The sequence below is a fragment of the Bradyrhizobium sp. 2TAF24 genome (genome assembly GCF_052115025.1).
Taxonomy (GTDB): domain Bacteria; phylum Pseudomonadota; class Alphaproteobacteria; order Rhizobiales; family Xanthobacteraceae; genus Bradyrhizobium_A.
This window is the reverse complement of record NZ_JBFRFW010000001.1, coordinates 1-14,959: the sequence shown is the minus strand read 5'-3', so window position 1 is coordinate 14,959 and position 14,959 is coordinate 1. Positions and strand designations below refer to the sequence as shown.

The 14,959-nt window shown below is 67.3% G+C and carries 13 protein-coding genes; 6 read left to right on the top strand and 7 right to left on the bottom strand.

Annotated elements, in window-relative coordinates:
* Positions 1-158 precede the first annotated feature (158 nt).
* Complete coding sequence (locus AB4Z37_RS00065; protein WP_441514637.1) at positions 159-329, bottom strand: hypothetical protein; 171 nt, start codon at positions 327-329, stop codon at positions 159-161.
* Positions 330-374: 45 nt separating this feature from the next.
* Here AB4Z37_RS00065 and AB4Z37_RS00060 point away from each other — a divergent pair, with 45 nt between their 5' ends.
* On the top strand, positions 375-1,793 hold the full coding sequence (locus tag AB4Z37_RS00060) for a cell wall hydrolase (protein ID WP_441514636.1): 1,419 nt from the start codon (positions 375-377) through the stop codon (positions 1,791-1,793).
* A 32-nt stretch (positions 1,794-1,825) separates the two neighbouring features.
* On the opposite strand, the gene AB4Z37_RS00055 is transcribed toward AB4Z37_RS00060, so the two are convergent.
* Entirely contained in the window at positions 1,826-2,773 is a 948-nt protein-coding gene (locus tag AB4Z37_RS00055; RefSeq protein WP_441514635.1) for an SDR family NAD(P)-dependent oxidoreductase, read from the bottom strand.
* A 115-nt stretch (positions 2,774-2,888) separates the two neighbouring features.
* Between AB4Z37_RS00055 and AB4Z37_RS00050 the strand changes: the two genes are divergently transcribed.
* Positions 2,889-3,554 carry a TetR/AcrR family transcriptional regulator gene (locus AB4Z37_RS00050; RefSeq protein ID WP_441514634.1) on the top strand — a complete coding sequence of 222 codons (666 nt, stop codon included), beginning with the start codon at positions 2,889-2,891 and terminating at the stop codon, positions 3,552-3,554.
* On the opposite strand, the gene nadC is transcribed toward AB4Z37_RS00050, so the two are convergent.
* From nadC to nadA, 3 genes are all read right to left on the bottom strand, one after another.
* Positions 3,555-4,433 (bottom strand): carboxylating nicotinate-nucleotide diphosphorylase, encoded by an 879-nt coding sequence (gene nadC / locus AB4Z37_RS00045; protein WP_441514633.1) that lies wholly within the window; start codon positions 4,431-4,433, stop codon positions 3,555-3,557. It lies immediately after the preceding gene.
* Between the two features lie 31 nt (positions 4,434-4,464).
* Entirely contained in the window at positions 4,465-6,060 is a 1,596-nt protein-coding gene (locus AB4Z37_RS00040) for an L-aspartate oxidase (protein WP_441514632.1), read from the bottom strand.
* Between the two features lie 83 nt (positions 6,061-6,143).
* Complete coding sequence (gene nadA / locus AB4Z37_RS00035; protein WP_441514631.1) at positions 6,144-7,238, bottom strand: quinolinate synthase NadA; 1,095 nt, start codon at positions 7,236-7,238, stop codon at positions 6,144-6,146.
* A gap of 347 nt (positions 7,239-7,585) precedes the next feature.
* Between nadA and AB4Z37_RS00030 the strand changes: the two genes are divergently transcribed.
* The 4 genes from AB4Z37_RS00030 (at position 7,586) to AB4Z37_RS00015 (ending at position 13,094) form a co-directional block, all read left to right on the top strand.
* Entirely contained in the window at positions 7,586-8,824 is a 1,239-nt protein-coding gene (locus AB4Z37_RS00030) for an MFS transporter (protein WP_441514630.1), read from the top strand.
* A 72-nt stretch (positions 8,825-8,896) separates the two neighbouring features.
* Entirely contained in the window at positions 8,897-9,883 is a 987-nt protein-coding gene (gene acuI / locus AB4Z37_RS00025) for an acrylyl-CoA reductase (NADPH) (protein ID WP_441514629.1), read from the top strand.
* A gap of 130 nt (positions 9,884-10,013) precedes the next feature.
* The gene (locus tag AB4Z37_RS00020) at positions 10,014-10,550 is read left to right on the top strand and encodes a hypothetical protein (protein ID WP_441515220.1); all 537 of its coding nucleotides are present in this window, start codon (positions 10,014-10,016) and stop codon (positions 10,548-10,550) included.
* A 549-nt stretch (positions 10,551-11,099) separates the two neighbouring features.
* A complete protein-coding gene (locus tag AB4Z37_RS00015) occupies positions 11,100-13,094 on the top strand; it encodes a carbohydrate porin (RefSeq protein WP_441515219.1) in 1,995 nt (664 codons plus the stop codon).
* Positions 13,095-13,148: 54 nt separating this feature from the next.
* On the opposite strand, the gene AB4Z37_RS00010 is transcribed toward AB4Z37_RS00015, so the two are convergent.
* Both AB4Z37_RS00010 and AB4Z37_RS00005 read right to left on the bottom strand, forming a co-directional pair.
* A complete protein-coding gene (locus AB4Z37_RS00010) occupies positions 13,149-13,628 on the bottom strand; it encodes a hypothetical protein (RefSeq protein ID WP_211965873.1) in 480 nt (159 codons plus the stop codon).
* A gap of 152 nt (positions 13,629-13,780) precedes the next feature.
* The coding region (locus AB4Z37_RS00005) for an efflux transporter outer membrane subunit (RefSeq protein ID WP_441514628.1) at positions 13,781-14,959 on the bottom strand (1,179 nt) is incomplete at its 5' end.

Sequence of the window (14,959 nt, the reverse complement as noted above, 5' to 3'; positions counted from 1 at the left end):
CTGACGTCATCCCGTCGCACGCTTCGAGCGGGTCGAAGTGAACCACGCGGCGAGCCGGCGGCCGCAGCCCCCGTCTCGAACGATGAGGCCAAGGCATCACCGCGCGCTGGTCGCGCGCCGCCATGTCCGATTGCTCGGCGGCGCAGCATAAGATTTCGTCAACCATGCGCGTTGACCGGATCTTTACCAGTTTTGCCGACGCGGGATTCACCAATTTCAGCGATCGCCAGATGCGAAACTTCCGCGTAGCTTGCGTGTTGCGCGGATGCATCGCCGATTAACCGGCTCGCAACTTTAATTCGATACCAACGATTTTGGTCGAATTGCATGCAACTGGCTGCAGCACGACCGTGTGAGTTGCGTAGAGCGTACCGATGTCTGTGTTGCGTAACGGGCCGAAGGGCGCACGCGGTGTGCCCTTCGGTCTCAGCCTCTGCCTCTTCGCTCTGCTGCCGAGCGAAATTGGCCTTCAGGATCTCGCAGCGCTGCTTGCGCGCCAGCCCGGCGTCGCGGAGCGCTCGCAGCGTCACATCGCCTCGACCGTCGCTCCGATCCAGGTCGCGACCTTCAGTTTCCCGCGGCCGATCGGCACCGCGATCCCGCACACGACACCCGTTCGCCTCACCAGCCTCGACAGCGAGAGCAGCGATATCACCGCGGCGATCACCCGTGGCCCGCTTGGCCAGGATCTGCGCTGGCCGCGGCCGTCCGATTTTCCGGTCGTCGACCGCGCGCTGAAGGGGGATCGTCTGGTGGTGACGGCGCCGGAGCAGGAGCCGGAGAGCCGGACGCCGCCGCTCGAGGATCCCGCGAGTTTCAACAGCTCGGTGATGGGCGCCAAGACCGCAGAGACCGCTCCCGCGTCCGCGAGCGAGCCGGTGCCGCTCGATGAGGAATTGCAGGCCGCGCTGAAAGCGCCGCCGCTGCCGCAGTACGACGCGGCTCAGTCGCCGGATGGCCGCGCGGCAGGTCTGGCCGACGCGCCGGATGCGGTGGAGTCACCGCCGTCGACCGATGGCTTCTCGGTGAAGACTGCGTCGCTGTTCTTCGGCAATGGCGCCATGGGCGTGCCGAGCGGCGCACTCGAGCGCTGGCAGCCCGGCGAGGAGCCGGTGGTGGTGCTGCCGCAGGCCGATCCCGACCTCAAGTCGAACCTCGTGGGGCCGGTGAAGCCGGACGACGCCAAGCCGGCCGATGGCAAGCCGGCGGACCCGAAGGCCGCGGACGGCAAGGGCGGCGAGACCAGCATCGGCAAGGGCGTGGCGACCACCGAGCCGAAGCGGCAGAAGACGCCGGCCGAGCGCCTCAATCTCAGCGAGAAGGCCCGCGCCAAGGCGGAGAAGTGTCTGGCGGAAGCGGTGTATTTCGAGGCGCGCGGCGAGCAGGTGCGCGGCCAGATCGCGGTTGCCCAGGTGGTGCTGAACCGCGTGTTCTCGGGTTTCTATCCGACCACCGTGTGCGGTGTCGTCTACCAGAACGCCCACCGCCATCTCGCCTGCCAGTTCACCTTTGCCTGCGATGACGTCGCCGACGTGGTGCGCGAGCCGGATATGTGGGTGCGTGCCAAGAAGATCGCCAAGGCCACCATGGAGGGGCAGCTGTGGCTGCCCGAGGTCGGCAAGTCGACCCACTATCATGCCTACTGGGTGCGCCCGTCCTGGGTGCACGAAATGAAGAAGATGTACAAATACGGTGTGCACACCTTCTATCGGCCGCGGGCGTGGGGCGACGGCAGCGATGCGCCGACCTGGGGCAATGCCAAGGAGACCGCCGCGATCTCCGCCAAGCTCTGAACGGAGATCGCGCGGGGCGGGATCCGCCGCGCTCAACCGCCCTGCGCCGTCTTGCCGCCGTCGATGATGAACTGCCCACCGGTGAGATAGGGGTGATCGTCGGACGCCAGCGTCAGCGCGAACGCCGCGACCTCCTCCGGCGTCGCGACGCGCTGCAGCCCCGGCACATTCGACTTCGCCCACTGCGATATGCCGACCTTCCAGGCTGCGTCCGGTACGTTCTCCATGCCGACGAGACGCCGAATCAACGGCGTGTCCGTGGTGCCCGGCACCAGCGTGTTGATGCGGATGCCCTGCTGGGCGTAGTCGAGCGCGGCGGCCTGTACGAGACCGACCAGTGCGCGCTTCGCCGCCGCATAGGCGCCACGCTTGGCAGTGGTCGCAACGGCGTTCGAGGACGACGTCACCACGATGTTGCCGCCGCCCGCCTTCAGCATTTGCGGGATCTGGTACTTCATGCACAGGAACACGCCGCGCAGGTCGGTGGCGATGACATCGTCGAACTCGGCAGTCGTGTAGAGATGCAGCGGGTGTTCGATCGAGATGCCGGCATTGTTGAAGGCGACGTCGATCCGGCCGTGGCCATCGATGGTGCGGTCGACGAGCGCCTTGATGTCGTCCTCGCTGCGCACGTCGGCGCGAATGAACTGGGCGACGCCGCCAGCCGCCTTGACCTCGGCCTCGACCTCATGGCCGCGTGCCTCGTCGCGGCCGCAGAACACGACGCGGCCGCCTTCGGCGGCAAACTGCTTCACCGCTGCGCGGCCGATGCCCGAGGTGCCGCCGGTGACCATCACGATCTTGCCGTCGAAGCGGCGGCGGCCGCTCGGCTTCTGCTGCGGCAGGTTCGAGGCCTGGCCGAGCGCCACGCCGCCGGCGAGGCCGCCGACCGCGCCGGCGACGACGCCGAGCGCGGCGCCGCCCAGCACCGCGCGGCGCCTGACGGGGGAAGCTGTGGTAACGTTCGCAGTAGTGGTCATGACGGTCTCCTTGTGGGCGGCACCGAGGTGCGCTCAATCTTAACACTGTTAAGATCACTAGCGCGCGATCTGAACACTGTCAAGATGATGGGCGACGTATGCGAGAGGCCGTGGCGTGACAGGCAAGAAGGCAGTTGGCGGACGAAAAGCGTCACCGCGGCCGCGATCCGCTCCCGAGGCGGGCTATCATCACGGCGATCTGCAGGAGGCGTTGATCACCGCGGCGGAGGCGATCCTCGCCGAGGGCGGCGCCGAAGGGTTCACCCTGCGCGAGGCGGCGCGTCGCGCCGGAGTGTCGCCGGCGGCGCCGTCGCATCACTTCGGCAATGCGCCGGGGCTGCTGACCGAGGTCGCGATCCGCGGCTACGATGCGCTGACGCGCGCGCTGGCGGAGGCGGCCGCAATCGATGCGCCCGTGCGCGAGCGGCTGCGGGCGCAAGGCGAAGCCTATGTGTGCTTCGCGCTCGACCATCCCGGCCGTTTCCAGATGATGTTCAGCAACCGGCGGCTGCTGGCGGACGAACCGCGGCTGCATGCGGCGGCGAAGGCGGCCTACATGGAGCTGGAGGCGGTGATGGAGCAACTGCCCGGCGGCGGGCCGGTGGCGGCGCGGCAGGTCGACATCGCCGCCCGCGCGGCCTGGTCGGTGGTGCACGGCTTCGCCAAGCTCGCGCTTGAAGGCAAGTTCGGCGCTGCCGATACCGCCGCGGGGCGCAGCGCGATCCGAACCGGGCTGCGCGAGGTGCTGGACTATCTGTGGCCTCCGCCGCCGCGGCGCTGATCAGGTCGCGATATCGATGGCGACATCGAAGTTCGGCGCCGAATGGGTCAGCGCGCCGCTCGAGATGTAGTCGACACCAGTCGCGGCGATCGCCGCGATCGACTGTGCGGTGACGCCGCCCGAGACCTCCAGCGCCACGCGTCCGGCGGTCAGCGCCGCCGCCTCGCGCAAGGTCGGCACGTCCATGTTGTCGAGCAGCACGGCGTCGGCGAGGCTGCAGTCCAGCACCTCGCGCAGCTGCGCGAGGGTATCGACCTCGATCTCGATCTTCATCAGATGCCCGGCCATCGCGCGGGCCCGCGTCAGTGCCGCGCGGATGCCGCCGGCGACCGCGATATGGTTGTCCTTGATCAGGATGGCATCGTCGAGCCCGAAGCGGTGGTTGGAGCCGCCGCCGCAGCGCACGGCGTATTTCTCCAGTGCACGCAGGCCCGGCGTGGTCTTGCGGGTGCAGCAGATCCGCGCCCGCGTGCCGGCGGTGTGGCCGACATAGGCCGCGGTCTGGGTGGCAACGCCCGACAGCCGGCCGGCGAAGTTCAGCGCCGTGCGTTCGCCGCTGAGTATCGCCCGCGCCGGGCCGGTGAGGGTCAGCAGCGTCGTGCCGGCAGCGACCGTCGCGCCGTCGCGGGCATGCGCGGTGATCTCGACGCGGTCCGACAGGGCGCGGAACACGGCTATGGCGAGCGGCAGGCCCGCGATCACGCCGGACTGCCGCGCCACGAACAACGCGCGGGCCGTTGTCGCTTCGGGAATGGTGGCGATGGAGGTGACGTCACCAGCGCGGCCGAGATCCTCGTCGAGGGCGCGATGGACGGCGGCGTCGATGGCGAGCGGGGACAGGAAGGCATCGGGAGCGAGCAGGGTGGCTGGAGCGATCATGACATGGTCCTCGGGATCGGTTGTCGATGGGTCAGGCGGTGAGGGCGGGCGCAACGTGCCCTGCCTCGTCCTGCAGCGCGGCGGCGATGTCGCGCGCTGCCGTCAGCGTGGTCATGGTGCGGCGACCGAGCGCCGCCGTGGTGTCGGGATGGTCGGCGCGGTAATGCGCGCCGCGGCTTTCGCGGCGGTTCCATGCGGCGCTTGCCACCAGCAGCGCGGTCGTCGCCATGTTGCGCAGCGCCGCGGTCCGCGCACCGGCCTCGATGTCGGCGAGGGTGCGCACGGCGGCACTGAGGCCGTCATGGTCGCGGATGACGCCGACCTGTGCGGCCATGACGCGGCGCAGGCGGTCCTTGCCGGAATGAACCGGCGGCGCGTGCGCTTCGTCCGGCACGAAGCGCGGCAACCTGGCCCTCGGCAGCGTCTGTCCGGCGATGTCGTCGGCGATACGGCCGGCATACACCACCGCTTCCAGCAGCGAGTTCGACGCCAGGCGGTTGGCGCCATGGGCGCCGGTCGACGACACCTCGCCGCCGGCCCACAGATGGGTCAGCGAGGCGCGGCCGCGCGCATCCACCGCGATACCGCCCATGTGGTAGTGCACGGCCGGCGCCACCGGGATCGGCATGGTCGCGGGATCAAGGCCCGCGGCCACGCAGCTCGCATGCACTGTGGGAAAGCGATCGGCGAAGCGCGCGCCGAGTGCCGTGCGGGCGTCCAGAAAGGCACCGCGGCCGGCGGCGATCTCGGCGAACACGCCGCGCGCGACAATGTCGCGTGGCGCGAGCTCGGCGAGCGGATGCAGCGCCGCCATGAAGCGCTCGCCACGATCGTTGATCAGCGTGGCGCCTTCGCCGCGCAGAGCTTCGGTCGCGAGCGGCGCCGGATCGCGGCCGACCATGATCGCGGTCGGGTGGAACTGGACGAACTCGGGATCGGCGATGATCGCGCCGGCGCGTGCGGCGATGGCGAGGCCCTGGCCGCGCGCCTCCACCGGATTGGTGGTGACCGCATAGAGGTGGCCGATGCCGCCGGTGGCGAGCACGACCGCGCTCGCCGCGATGGTAAGTGGCGCGTACTGGTCGCCCGTTTCGTGCAGCACGAGCCCGGTCACGACGCCGTCGTGGGTCAGCAGGTGCTCGGCCGTGTAGCCTTCGAGCGCACGGATCGAGGGCGTGGCGCGGACGGCGGCGACCAGCGCTGCCATGATCGCCGCGCCGGCCATGTCGCCGCGGACATGCACGATGCGCCGCGCCGAATGCGCCGCCTCCTGGCCGACCGCGAGGCGGCCGTCGGCGTCGCGGTCGAACGGCACGCCATAGCGCAGCAGCTCTTCGATCCGCGCTGGCGCTTCACGCGCGATGCCGAGGGCGATATCGGCCTCGACGAGGCCGCCGCCCACCGCCACGGTGTCGGCGGCATGCGCCTCGGCGCTGTCGCCCGCGGCGATGGCGGCGGCGATGCCGCCCTGCGCCCAGGCGGTCGATGCGCCCTGGCCGAGCGGTGCGGCGGTGATCACGGTCACCGGCCGCGGCGCCAGCTTGAGTGCACAAAACAGGCCGGCGAGCCCGCCGCCGACGATGACGATATCGTCGATGTGCCGACGATGGGTGTTGGAAGCCGTCATGGACATTGGTCCTTGCGATTGCGGTGATGAATACCGATCCGTCATCCTGAGGTGCGCGCGGAGCGCGCCTCGATGAATCGCGATCAGCTCTTCAGATGGATCATCCACTCCACTGATTGCCGCGCCCGCGCGGCGATCGCCGGATCGATGGTGACCTCCTCGGTGAGGTTGATGAGGCTGTCGAGAATCTTCGGCAGCGTGATCCGCTTCATGTGCGGGCACAGGTTGCAGGGCCGCACGAACTCGACGTCGGGCAGCTCCGCTTTGACGTTGTCGGCCATCGAGCACTCGGTGACCATGATGATGCGCTTGGGTCTGCGGGTGCGCACCCAGTCGATCATGTGCGCGGTCGAGCCGGTGAAGTCGGCCTCCGCGATCACGTCCGGCGGGCATTCCGGATGGGCGATGATCTGCACCGCCGGGTCGATTGCGCGGTAGCTGCGCAGCTCATCGCCGGTGAAGCGTTCGTGCACTTCGCAGGCGCCCTTCCAGGCGATGATCTGGACCTTGGAATGCGCAGCGACGTAGCGGGCGAGATACTGGTCCGGCAGGAAGATCACGCGCTCGGCGTTCAGGCTCTCCACCACAGCGATCGCGTTCGACGACGTGCAGCAGATGTCGACTTCCGCCTTCACGTCCGCCGATGTGTTGACATAGGCGACCACGGGCACGCCGGGGAATCTGTCGCGCAGCAGCCGCACGTCTTCGGCGGTGATGGCTTCCGCCAGCGAGCAGCCGGCGCGGGAATCCGGGATCAGCACCGTCTTCTCCGGATTGAGGATCTTCGAGGTCTCCGCCATGAAGTGCACGCCGCACTGGACGATGATGTCGGCCTTCACTTTGGTTGCGTCGCGTGCCAGCTGCAGCGAGTCGCCGACGACGTCGGCGACGCAGTGGAAGATCTCCGGCGCCTGGTAGTTGTGGGCGAGAATGACCGCGTTGCGCTCACGCTTCAGTTCGTTGATGGCGTGGATGGTCGGCGCCATGGTTGGCCATTCCACCGGCGGGATCACGGTTCGCACCCGCTCGTAGAGGTGTGCGGTCGCGCGCTCGACTTCCGGCGTCCAGGCGAGGGGCGGCGTGGACAGCGGGCGATCGGCGAGGGCGCCGCGGCTGCGCCGGCGTTGGAGCGGAGCGGTCCCCAGATCGTCAGGGCCGAGAAGGGTGGTGATCGGCATGTGGCGTCTCCCGAAACGGCCCTTGATATGCTCTATTTGAGTATATTGAGGGCCCAAGAAGTCCGGCCGCGAGGCCGGTGATGGGTTGTGGCTGACGGTGATGGTCCCGTCCGAGGACAGGATCGGTTACTTATTCTCCAAATGAGCAAAAGAAATATATCATGCGTCTATCATTTTGGCCAGACCGGTCGCTTGCCAAAATCTGCACAGCCGGTGGAATGAATTTGCATCGCTGCGATGCGGCGGGACGATTCGATCTCCCGGCGTGATCGCTTTATGTTCATGCAGCCGCATCTTTCAGGCCGTGACGCTTCATCACGATCGCGGCCAGCTTCCGGGGGAATGCCATGTCAGCCGACGCCGTCTCCGTCACCCAGCGTTCGTGGCGCTCGCCCCTGCTGATCATCGCCTGTGGCGGTCTGATCGGCATGCTCACCTTCGGGCCGCGCTCGACCTTCGGCTTCTTCATCCAGCCGATGAGTCACGATCTCGGCTGGGGCCGCGACGTGTTCGCCTTCGCGCTCGCCGTGCAGAACCTGTTGTGGGGCCTCGGCCAGCCGTTCGCCGGCGCGGTCGCAGACCGCTTCGGCACGCTGCGGGTGCTGTCGGTCGGCGCGCTGATGTATGCGGCCGGCCTGCTGCTGATGCGCTATGCCGGCTCGCCCTCGGTGCTGACGCTGTCGACCGGCGTGCTGATCGGCTTCGGCCTGTCCGGCTGCTCGTTCAACCTGGTACTCGCCGCGTTCAGCAAGCTGGTGCCGCCGCACAAGCGCAACCTTGCGCTCGGTGTCGGCACCGCTGCGGGGTCGTTCGGCCAGTTTCTGTTCGCCCCCGTCAGTGTGGCGCTGATCGATCATATCGGCTGGCCGGCGACGCTGACCGCGTTTGCGGTGCTGATGTTGTTCGTGGTGCCGCTGTCGTTCGCGGTGGCGACGCCGCCGGCGGCCAGCGTCGACGCGCCGGCCGAGGACAGGCAGTCCTTCACCCAGGCGCTGAGCGAGGCGTTCGGCCATCGTTCCTATGTGCTGCTGGTGCTCGGTTTCTTCACCTGCGGTTTCCAGCTCGCGTTTGTCACCGCGCACTTGCCGGCCTATCTCGTCGATCGCGGCATGCCGGCGCAGACCGGCGGCTGGGTGCTCGCGGTGATCGGCCTGTTCAACATGATCGGCTCGATCAGCGTCGGCTGGCTCGCCGGGTATTTTCCGAGGCGCTACATCCTGTCGACGATCTATTTCGTGCGTGCGCTGTCGGTGGTCGCCTTCATCTCGCTGCCGATGACCACGGCCTCCGCGATCGTGTTCGGCATGGTCACCGGCTTGACCTGGCTGTCCACGGTGCCGCCGACGTCGTCGCTGATCAGCCTGATGTTCGGCACGCGCTGGCTCGCCACGCTCTATGGTTTTGCGTTTGTCAGCCACCAGGTCGGCGGTTTCCTCGGTGCGTGGCTCGGCGGTCTCGCCTTCAATTATTACGGGTCGTATAACGTGGTGTGGTGGCTGTCGGTCGTCTTCGGCGTGCTGTCGGCCCTGATCAATCTGCCGATCGTGGAGAAGCCGGTGCTGCGCGCCGCGGTGCAGCCGGCGTAGGGACGGGCGTCTGCGCCGGGGTGGGCCGGCCATCGCTCGGGGTGACGTTGATTTGGAAACGGGGAGTTCGTCGTGGGTACGTTCAAGGCCATCCGTATCGACAAGGCTGACAAGGGCACGACCGCCGCACTGACGCAGTTCGACGATGCCGACCTGATGGAGGGCGACGTCACCGTCGCGGTGGAGTGGTCGACCATCAACTACAAGGATGGCCTTGCGATCAGCGGCAAGGCGCCGGTGGTGCGCCGCTTTCCGATGATCGCCGGCATCGATTTCGCCGGCACCGTGATCGCCTCGGGCAATCCGCAGTGGACCGCCGGCGACAAGGTCATCGGCAATGGCTGGGGTATGGGCGAGACCCATCTCGGCGCCTATGCCGAAAAGGTCCGCGTCAAGGGCGACTGGCTGGTGCGGCTGCCGGACGGCATGACCACGCGCGACGCCATGGCCATCGGCACCGCCGGCTACACCGCGATGCTGTCGGTGCTGGCGCTGGAGAAGCACGGCCTCACACCCAAGCGTGGTGCCATCATCGTCACCGGCGCCGCCGGCGGCGTCGGCTCGGTGGCCATCGCCATTCTTGCCAAGCTCGGCTTCCATGTCATCGCGTCCACCGGCCGGACCTCCGAGGAGCAGTACCTGCGCAGCCTCGGCGCCGCCGAAATCCTCGACCGCAACGAGCTCACCGGCGCGGCGAAGCCGCTCGCTAAGGAGTTGTGGGCGGGGGGCATCGACAGTGTCGGCTCGACCACGCTCGCCAATCTCCTGTCGATGACCAAGTACGGCGGCGCCATTGCCGCTTGCGGCCTCGCGGCGGGTATGGACCTGCCGACCTCGGTCGCGCCGTTCATTTTGCGGGGAGTGTGCCTTTTGGGCATCGATTCCGTGATGTGTCCGATCGAGACCCGAAGGCGCGCCTGGAGCCGCCTCGCGAGCGATCTGGATCGGTCGAAACTCGCTGAAATCACTCAGGAAATCAGCCTTGACGAGGTGCTGTCCACGGCGCCCTCGATCCTCGCCGGTCAGGTTCGCGGCCGGCTGGTCGTGAAAATCATGTGAAACGTTCAGACTTTACCAACCATCGTGCGCCAATGTTGCCACGGTTGGTATGGTAAGCAGCGGGTTAAGGCAGGCCATGGCGCGGCTTTCGGCGCGGTCGCCGGCAAACCCGATGAGTTGGAGTTGCATCATGTTGGCGCGTTTGATTGCTGGATCGCTCGTTGCTGCCAGTGTGGTCGTTCCGGCGATCGCCGAAGAAATGACCCCCGAACAGGCCCGGCAATTCGTCGCTAACAAGCTGTTCTCCTTCACCTGCTTCGATGGCTCGAAGGGATCGGGCCGCATCTACAGCGATGGTTCGGTCGCCGGCTCCATCCAGTTCGGCGGTTCGGGTCCGGTCCGCTACGCACGGCTGCCGGTCAATACCATCCAGGTCCGTCCCAATTCGGTGTGCGCCTCACTCAAGGGACTGCCGTTCGAGCCCTGCTTCAACCTCACCAAGAACGACGAGGCCTCGTTCCGCGGCTCGGTGTCCGGCATGGGCTTCGCGTACTGCGAATTCCACAAGCACGGCAACTCCATGATCATGGCGCGCGCGCAGATCCGCCCCCGCCGCCTGCATCCAACCGAGCCGACCCGTTCGGCGGACGCGACGCCGCGGGCTGAAGTGCAGGCCGAGCCGGTGAAGGCCGAACCCGCGCTGGAGCTGCGCCGCTCGACCGAGTGAGCGCCGCGTCGGGCGCTTTCTTCCGTTCACGGCTGCCCGGTACCGCAGGCCTCCCTGCGATGTAAGACACGCGCAAGCGATTGCGCCGTGGCCCGTGCGCAACGTGCGGCTGCTGTTTCTTCATCGTCACAGTCGTGCGCAATCATGGTGCTCGGCCGCATTCCGGTGCGGTTCGGTGGACCTGCCTGTGTTGACAGAATGTCGCAGTTGGCCCATCAGGGCGGTGGGCATCCTATCCACCCGGGAGGATAGGCGTCGTCCGCAGGGGATGATGCGCGCGATGTCGTGGTCGTGTTCCACGGCCTGTCGAGAGGGGCTCGTCCTCGCGCGCAAGGGGGCAGGCCAACCATGTTCGATGCAGTCGCTGATCGTGGACCATCGGATCCCGTCGCATCATGTTTGTCACGCAGATGTCATAAATCGTGGAGCGTGACGGACGGTCGCTCGAACGTGCGCATGGTGCGCGTGGCTCGCGCCACGATCCCGTCTTTTGCTGCGCTCTGGCTGATGGCGTCTGCCACGCCGGGCATTGCCGCGGACTGGCCCGTCATGCCGGTGAAGGCGCCGATCGCCGCGGCGGGCTTCGACTGGAGCGGCTGGTATGTCGGCGGCCATGTCGGCTTCACGCGAGGCGACTCGAACTGGAGTGCCGCGCCGACCGGTGCCGGCGCGCCGGTGAATGGGACCTTCGACCTGCCGTTTCATTTCGACGTGATGGCCGGAACGGGCAGCTACGTAGCCGGCCTGCAGGCCGGCTACAACTACGTCTCGCGATCGCGCGTGCTGCTCGGCGTCGAAGCCGATCTGACATTCCCCAATTCCGATGTGCTGGTGCCTTATTCGGTGCGCGGCAGCCAGCTCGTTGCGACGCCGCTGCTCGGTGCGGTGAGCTATGGTGAAGCCGTGATTCATTACGGCAGCGCCCGTGCCCGCGTCGGTTATGTGTTCGATCAATTCCTGTTGTATGGCACGGCCGGCTTCGCCTGGACCTACGATCAGGTCACGCGCACCCAGGTCGCCGGAACATCGCCCAACGGAATCGCGACGCCTGGCACCGTAGACAACGCATTGCTGTGGCGGTTCGGCTGGGCGGCCGGTGCCGGCATCGAGCTGCCGATCGACAAGAACTGGAGCGCCAAGGCCGAGTATCTCGCCACCGGCTTTGGCCGCAAGGGCGCCGTGTTTCCCGCCGGTGCCGAAGGTTATGCGGCCGATCTGACGCTGCAGAGCATTCGCTTCGGCCTGAACTACCATCTCGGCGACACGTCGCGGCTTCCGGATCTGCTGATCAAGGGACCGACGGCGCTCGAGACCGACTGGTTCGCGGTCCACGGCCAGTTCACCTACACCAACCAGTATGCGCCGCGTTTCCGCGCGCCCTACAGTGGCCCCAACAGCTTGGATGGCGGCATCGGCCGCGAGACCGCCGACCTCACCCTGTTTGCCGGCATCCGCTTGTGGCAGGGCGCCGAGGCTTGGATCAATCCCGAGATCGACCAGGGTCTCGGCCTCAGCAGCTCGCTCGGCGTCGCCGGTTTCCCGAGTGCCGAAGCCTACAAGGTCGGCGCCGACTATCCCTACCTGCGGCTGCACCGTGCGTTCCTGCGCCAGACCATCAATCTCGGCGGCGAGGTGCAGCAGCTCGATGCCGGACCCAACCAGTTTTCCGGATCGCAGACCTCGGACCGGCTGGTGTTCACGGTCGGCAAGTTCAGCGTCGGCGATGTCTTCGACACCAACCGGTACGCGCATGACCCGCGCAGCGACTTCCTGAACTGGGCGATCGTCGATACCGGCACGTTCGACTATGCCGCGGACGCGTGGGCCTATTCGGTCGGCGCTACCGCCGAGTGGTACCAGGGCCCGTGGACGCTGCGCTTCGGTCTGTTCGACCTGTCGATCGCGCCGAACCAGACGGCGCTCGACTCCCGCTTCGAGCAGTTCCAGTGGGTCGGCGAGCTGGAGCGGCGCTACACCATCCTCGACCAGCCCGGCAAGGTCGCGGTTACAGGCTTCCTGACACGTGGACGAATGGGTAGTTTCGCCGACGCCATCCAGCTCGCCATGGTGACGGGCGGCCCTGCCGACATCACGGCGGTGCGCCGTTATGCCAGCCGCGGCGGTATCAGCATGAATCTGGAGCAGCAGCTTGTGCCGAACGTCGGTCTGTTCGTCCGCGCCGGCATCGCTGACGGCCGGCGCGAGCCCTATGAGTTCACTGATATCGACCGCACCGTCGCGGCGGGTCTCTCGCTGTCGGGCAAGCAGTGGGGGCGCGACGGCGATACCTTCGGTATCGCCGGGGTGGTCAACGGCATCACGACCGTGCATCAGGCGTTCCTCAACGCCGGTGGTCTCGGCATCCTGGTCGGCGACGGCATGCTGCCGAATCCGGGCTCCGAGAAGATCATCGAGGCCTACTACAGCTTCCCGGTGTTCGCCGCGAAACTGACGCTGGACTATCAGTACATCGTCAACCCCGCCTACAACCGTGACCGCGGTCCGGTCTCTGTGCTCGGCGCCCGCTTCCATTCGCAGTTCTGAAGCGCCTGCGCAGGCCGTGACGGATCATGAATCCCTCGGCGTCATGCCGACGGATCAGTGACCGAACTGCCTGCCGTCCCAATGCAGCGTGGCCTGGCAGGCATCACCGCAATGCACGGTGAGCGCGGTGGCGCCGGCGGCCTGATCCAGATCGATCTCCCTGGCATAACCACGCCAGACCTCGCGGACCTCGACCGGTCCGCTCGCGATGTAGACATGGTGCAGGCAGCTGTCGCCGCGGCACAGTGCGGCGCGGTTGTTGCAGTGAACCTGATCGAGATGCAGCGAGACGAACGTTCCGCCATGAGCGCCGGGCAGGTAGCGCACATATCCGGTCCGCACCAGAAGCTGCTCGTCGCCGCAGGCCTTCTGCGCGGCACGAAGCGTGCGCTCCACGGCCGGCGGCAGCTGCTTCAGCCGTTCGACAGGAAGTGGCGTCCAGTCGCTGTGGGGGCCCGCGAAGCTGAACGCAAACGCGTTCGATGCCGACGCGAGCAACAGTGACGTCGTCAACGCAATGATCGTCTTTATCATGTTGACCAACCTCCGTTCGAATCCGTCTGGCGCTGTCATTCGGCGCACGTGACTCGGGTCAGGCGGTGCAGCACACTACCACGACTCGCCGCCTGTCGCGAGTTGCGGTCGAAACACCGGACGCCGGCTCGGCACGCGCGCAGCAGTGCTGCTCAGAATGCGCCAGTCGCAGCGATGACCTCGGGGGTCTGCGGCGGCTCGAACACGCAGGCGCGCCAGTCGCGCGATGGACAATCGGCAGGCCAGTTTCCGCCAAGCGCCATGAACAATGCGGCGACGTCCGAAAGGCGGGTCGCTTCCGCCTGCACCCGCGCGATCGCGGCGTTGAAGTAGGTCTGCTGGGCGTTGAGGACAATCACCTGGTTGATCAGGCCGAGCGTGAGCTGCTTCTGGATCAGCTCGAGGCTGGCCTTGGCGGCGATCTCCGCCTTGATCGCGGCCTGCACCGCGGGCGCGTCGGTCTGCAGGCTGCGCAGCGCGTCGGTGACGTTCTGCATCGCGGTGATCACCGCCTGGCGGTACAGCGCTTCCGACTGCTCCAGCGCCGCTTCCGCAGCCTTCTGCTTGTGGTACAGCGTCATGCCGTCGAACACCGTGTGGCTGGCGCTCGCCGCCACCGTGTAGAACAGCGTCCCCGGCGTCATCAGCTCGGCGAACTTGAACGCGGCGGCGCCCGGGTTGGCCGACAGCGTGATGTTCGGCAGCCGCGCGGCGATCGCGACGCCGACAAGGGCGCTCGACGAATGCAGTGCCGCTTCCGCGGCGCGCACGTCGGGGCGCTGGCGCACCATGGTCGAGGGCAGGCTGACCGGCAGGTTGGCCGGCAGCGTCAGCCGCCGCAGGTCGAACTTCTGCAGCACTTCGTCGGCAGAGAACTGGCCGGCGAGCGCGGTCAGCAGGTCGCGCTGCACCGCGAGTTGCTTCTGCAGCGGCGGCAGGGTTTGCTCAACCTGGGCGAGCGCGGCCTCCTGGGTCAGCACATCAACCGCTGCGATATGGCCGAGCTCGAACTGGCTCTTGAGAATGCCGAGAATGTCGCGGGCGATCTTGATGATGCGCTCGGTGGCGGCGATCTGGCCGCGCAACGAGGCTTCCTGGATCGCCGCGGTAACGACGTTGGCGGTCAGGGTCAGGTACGCCGCCTCGAGCTGGTACTGGGCCTGCTCGGTCTGGGCATCGAGGCTTTCGACGTTGCGCAGGTTCTGGCCCCAGATGTCCGGCGTGAAGCTGACGTTGAGCTGCGCGGTGTGCAGCGTGTAGCGGGTCTGCGGCGTCACTTCCGGGTCGACCGTGCCGTTGGCGGACTGCTGCAGGTCGGACGGGGTGTAGTT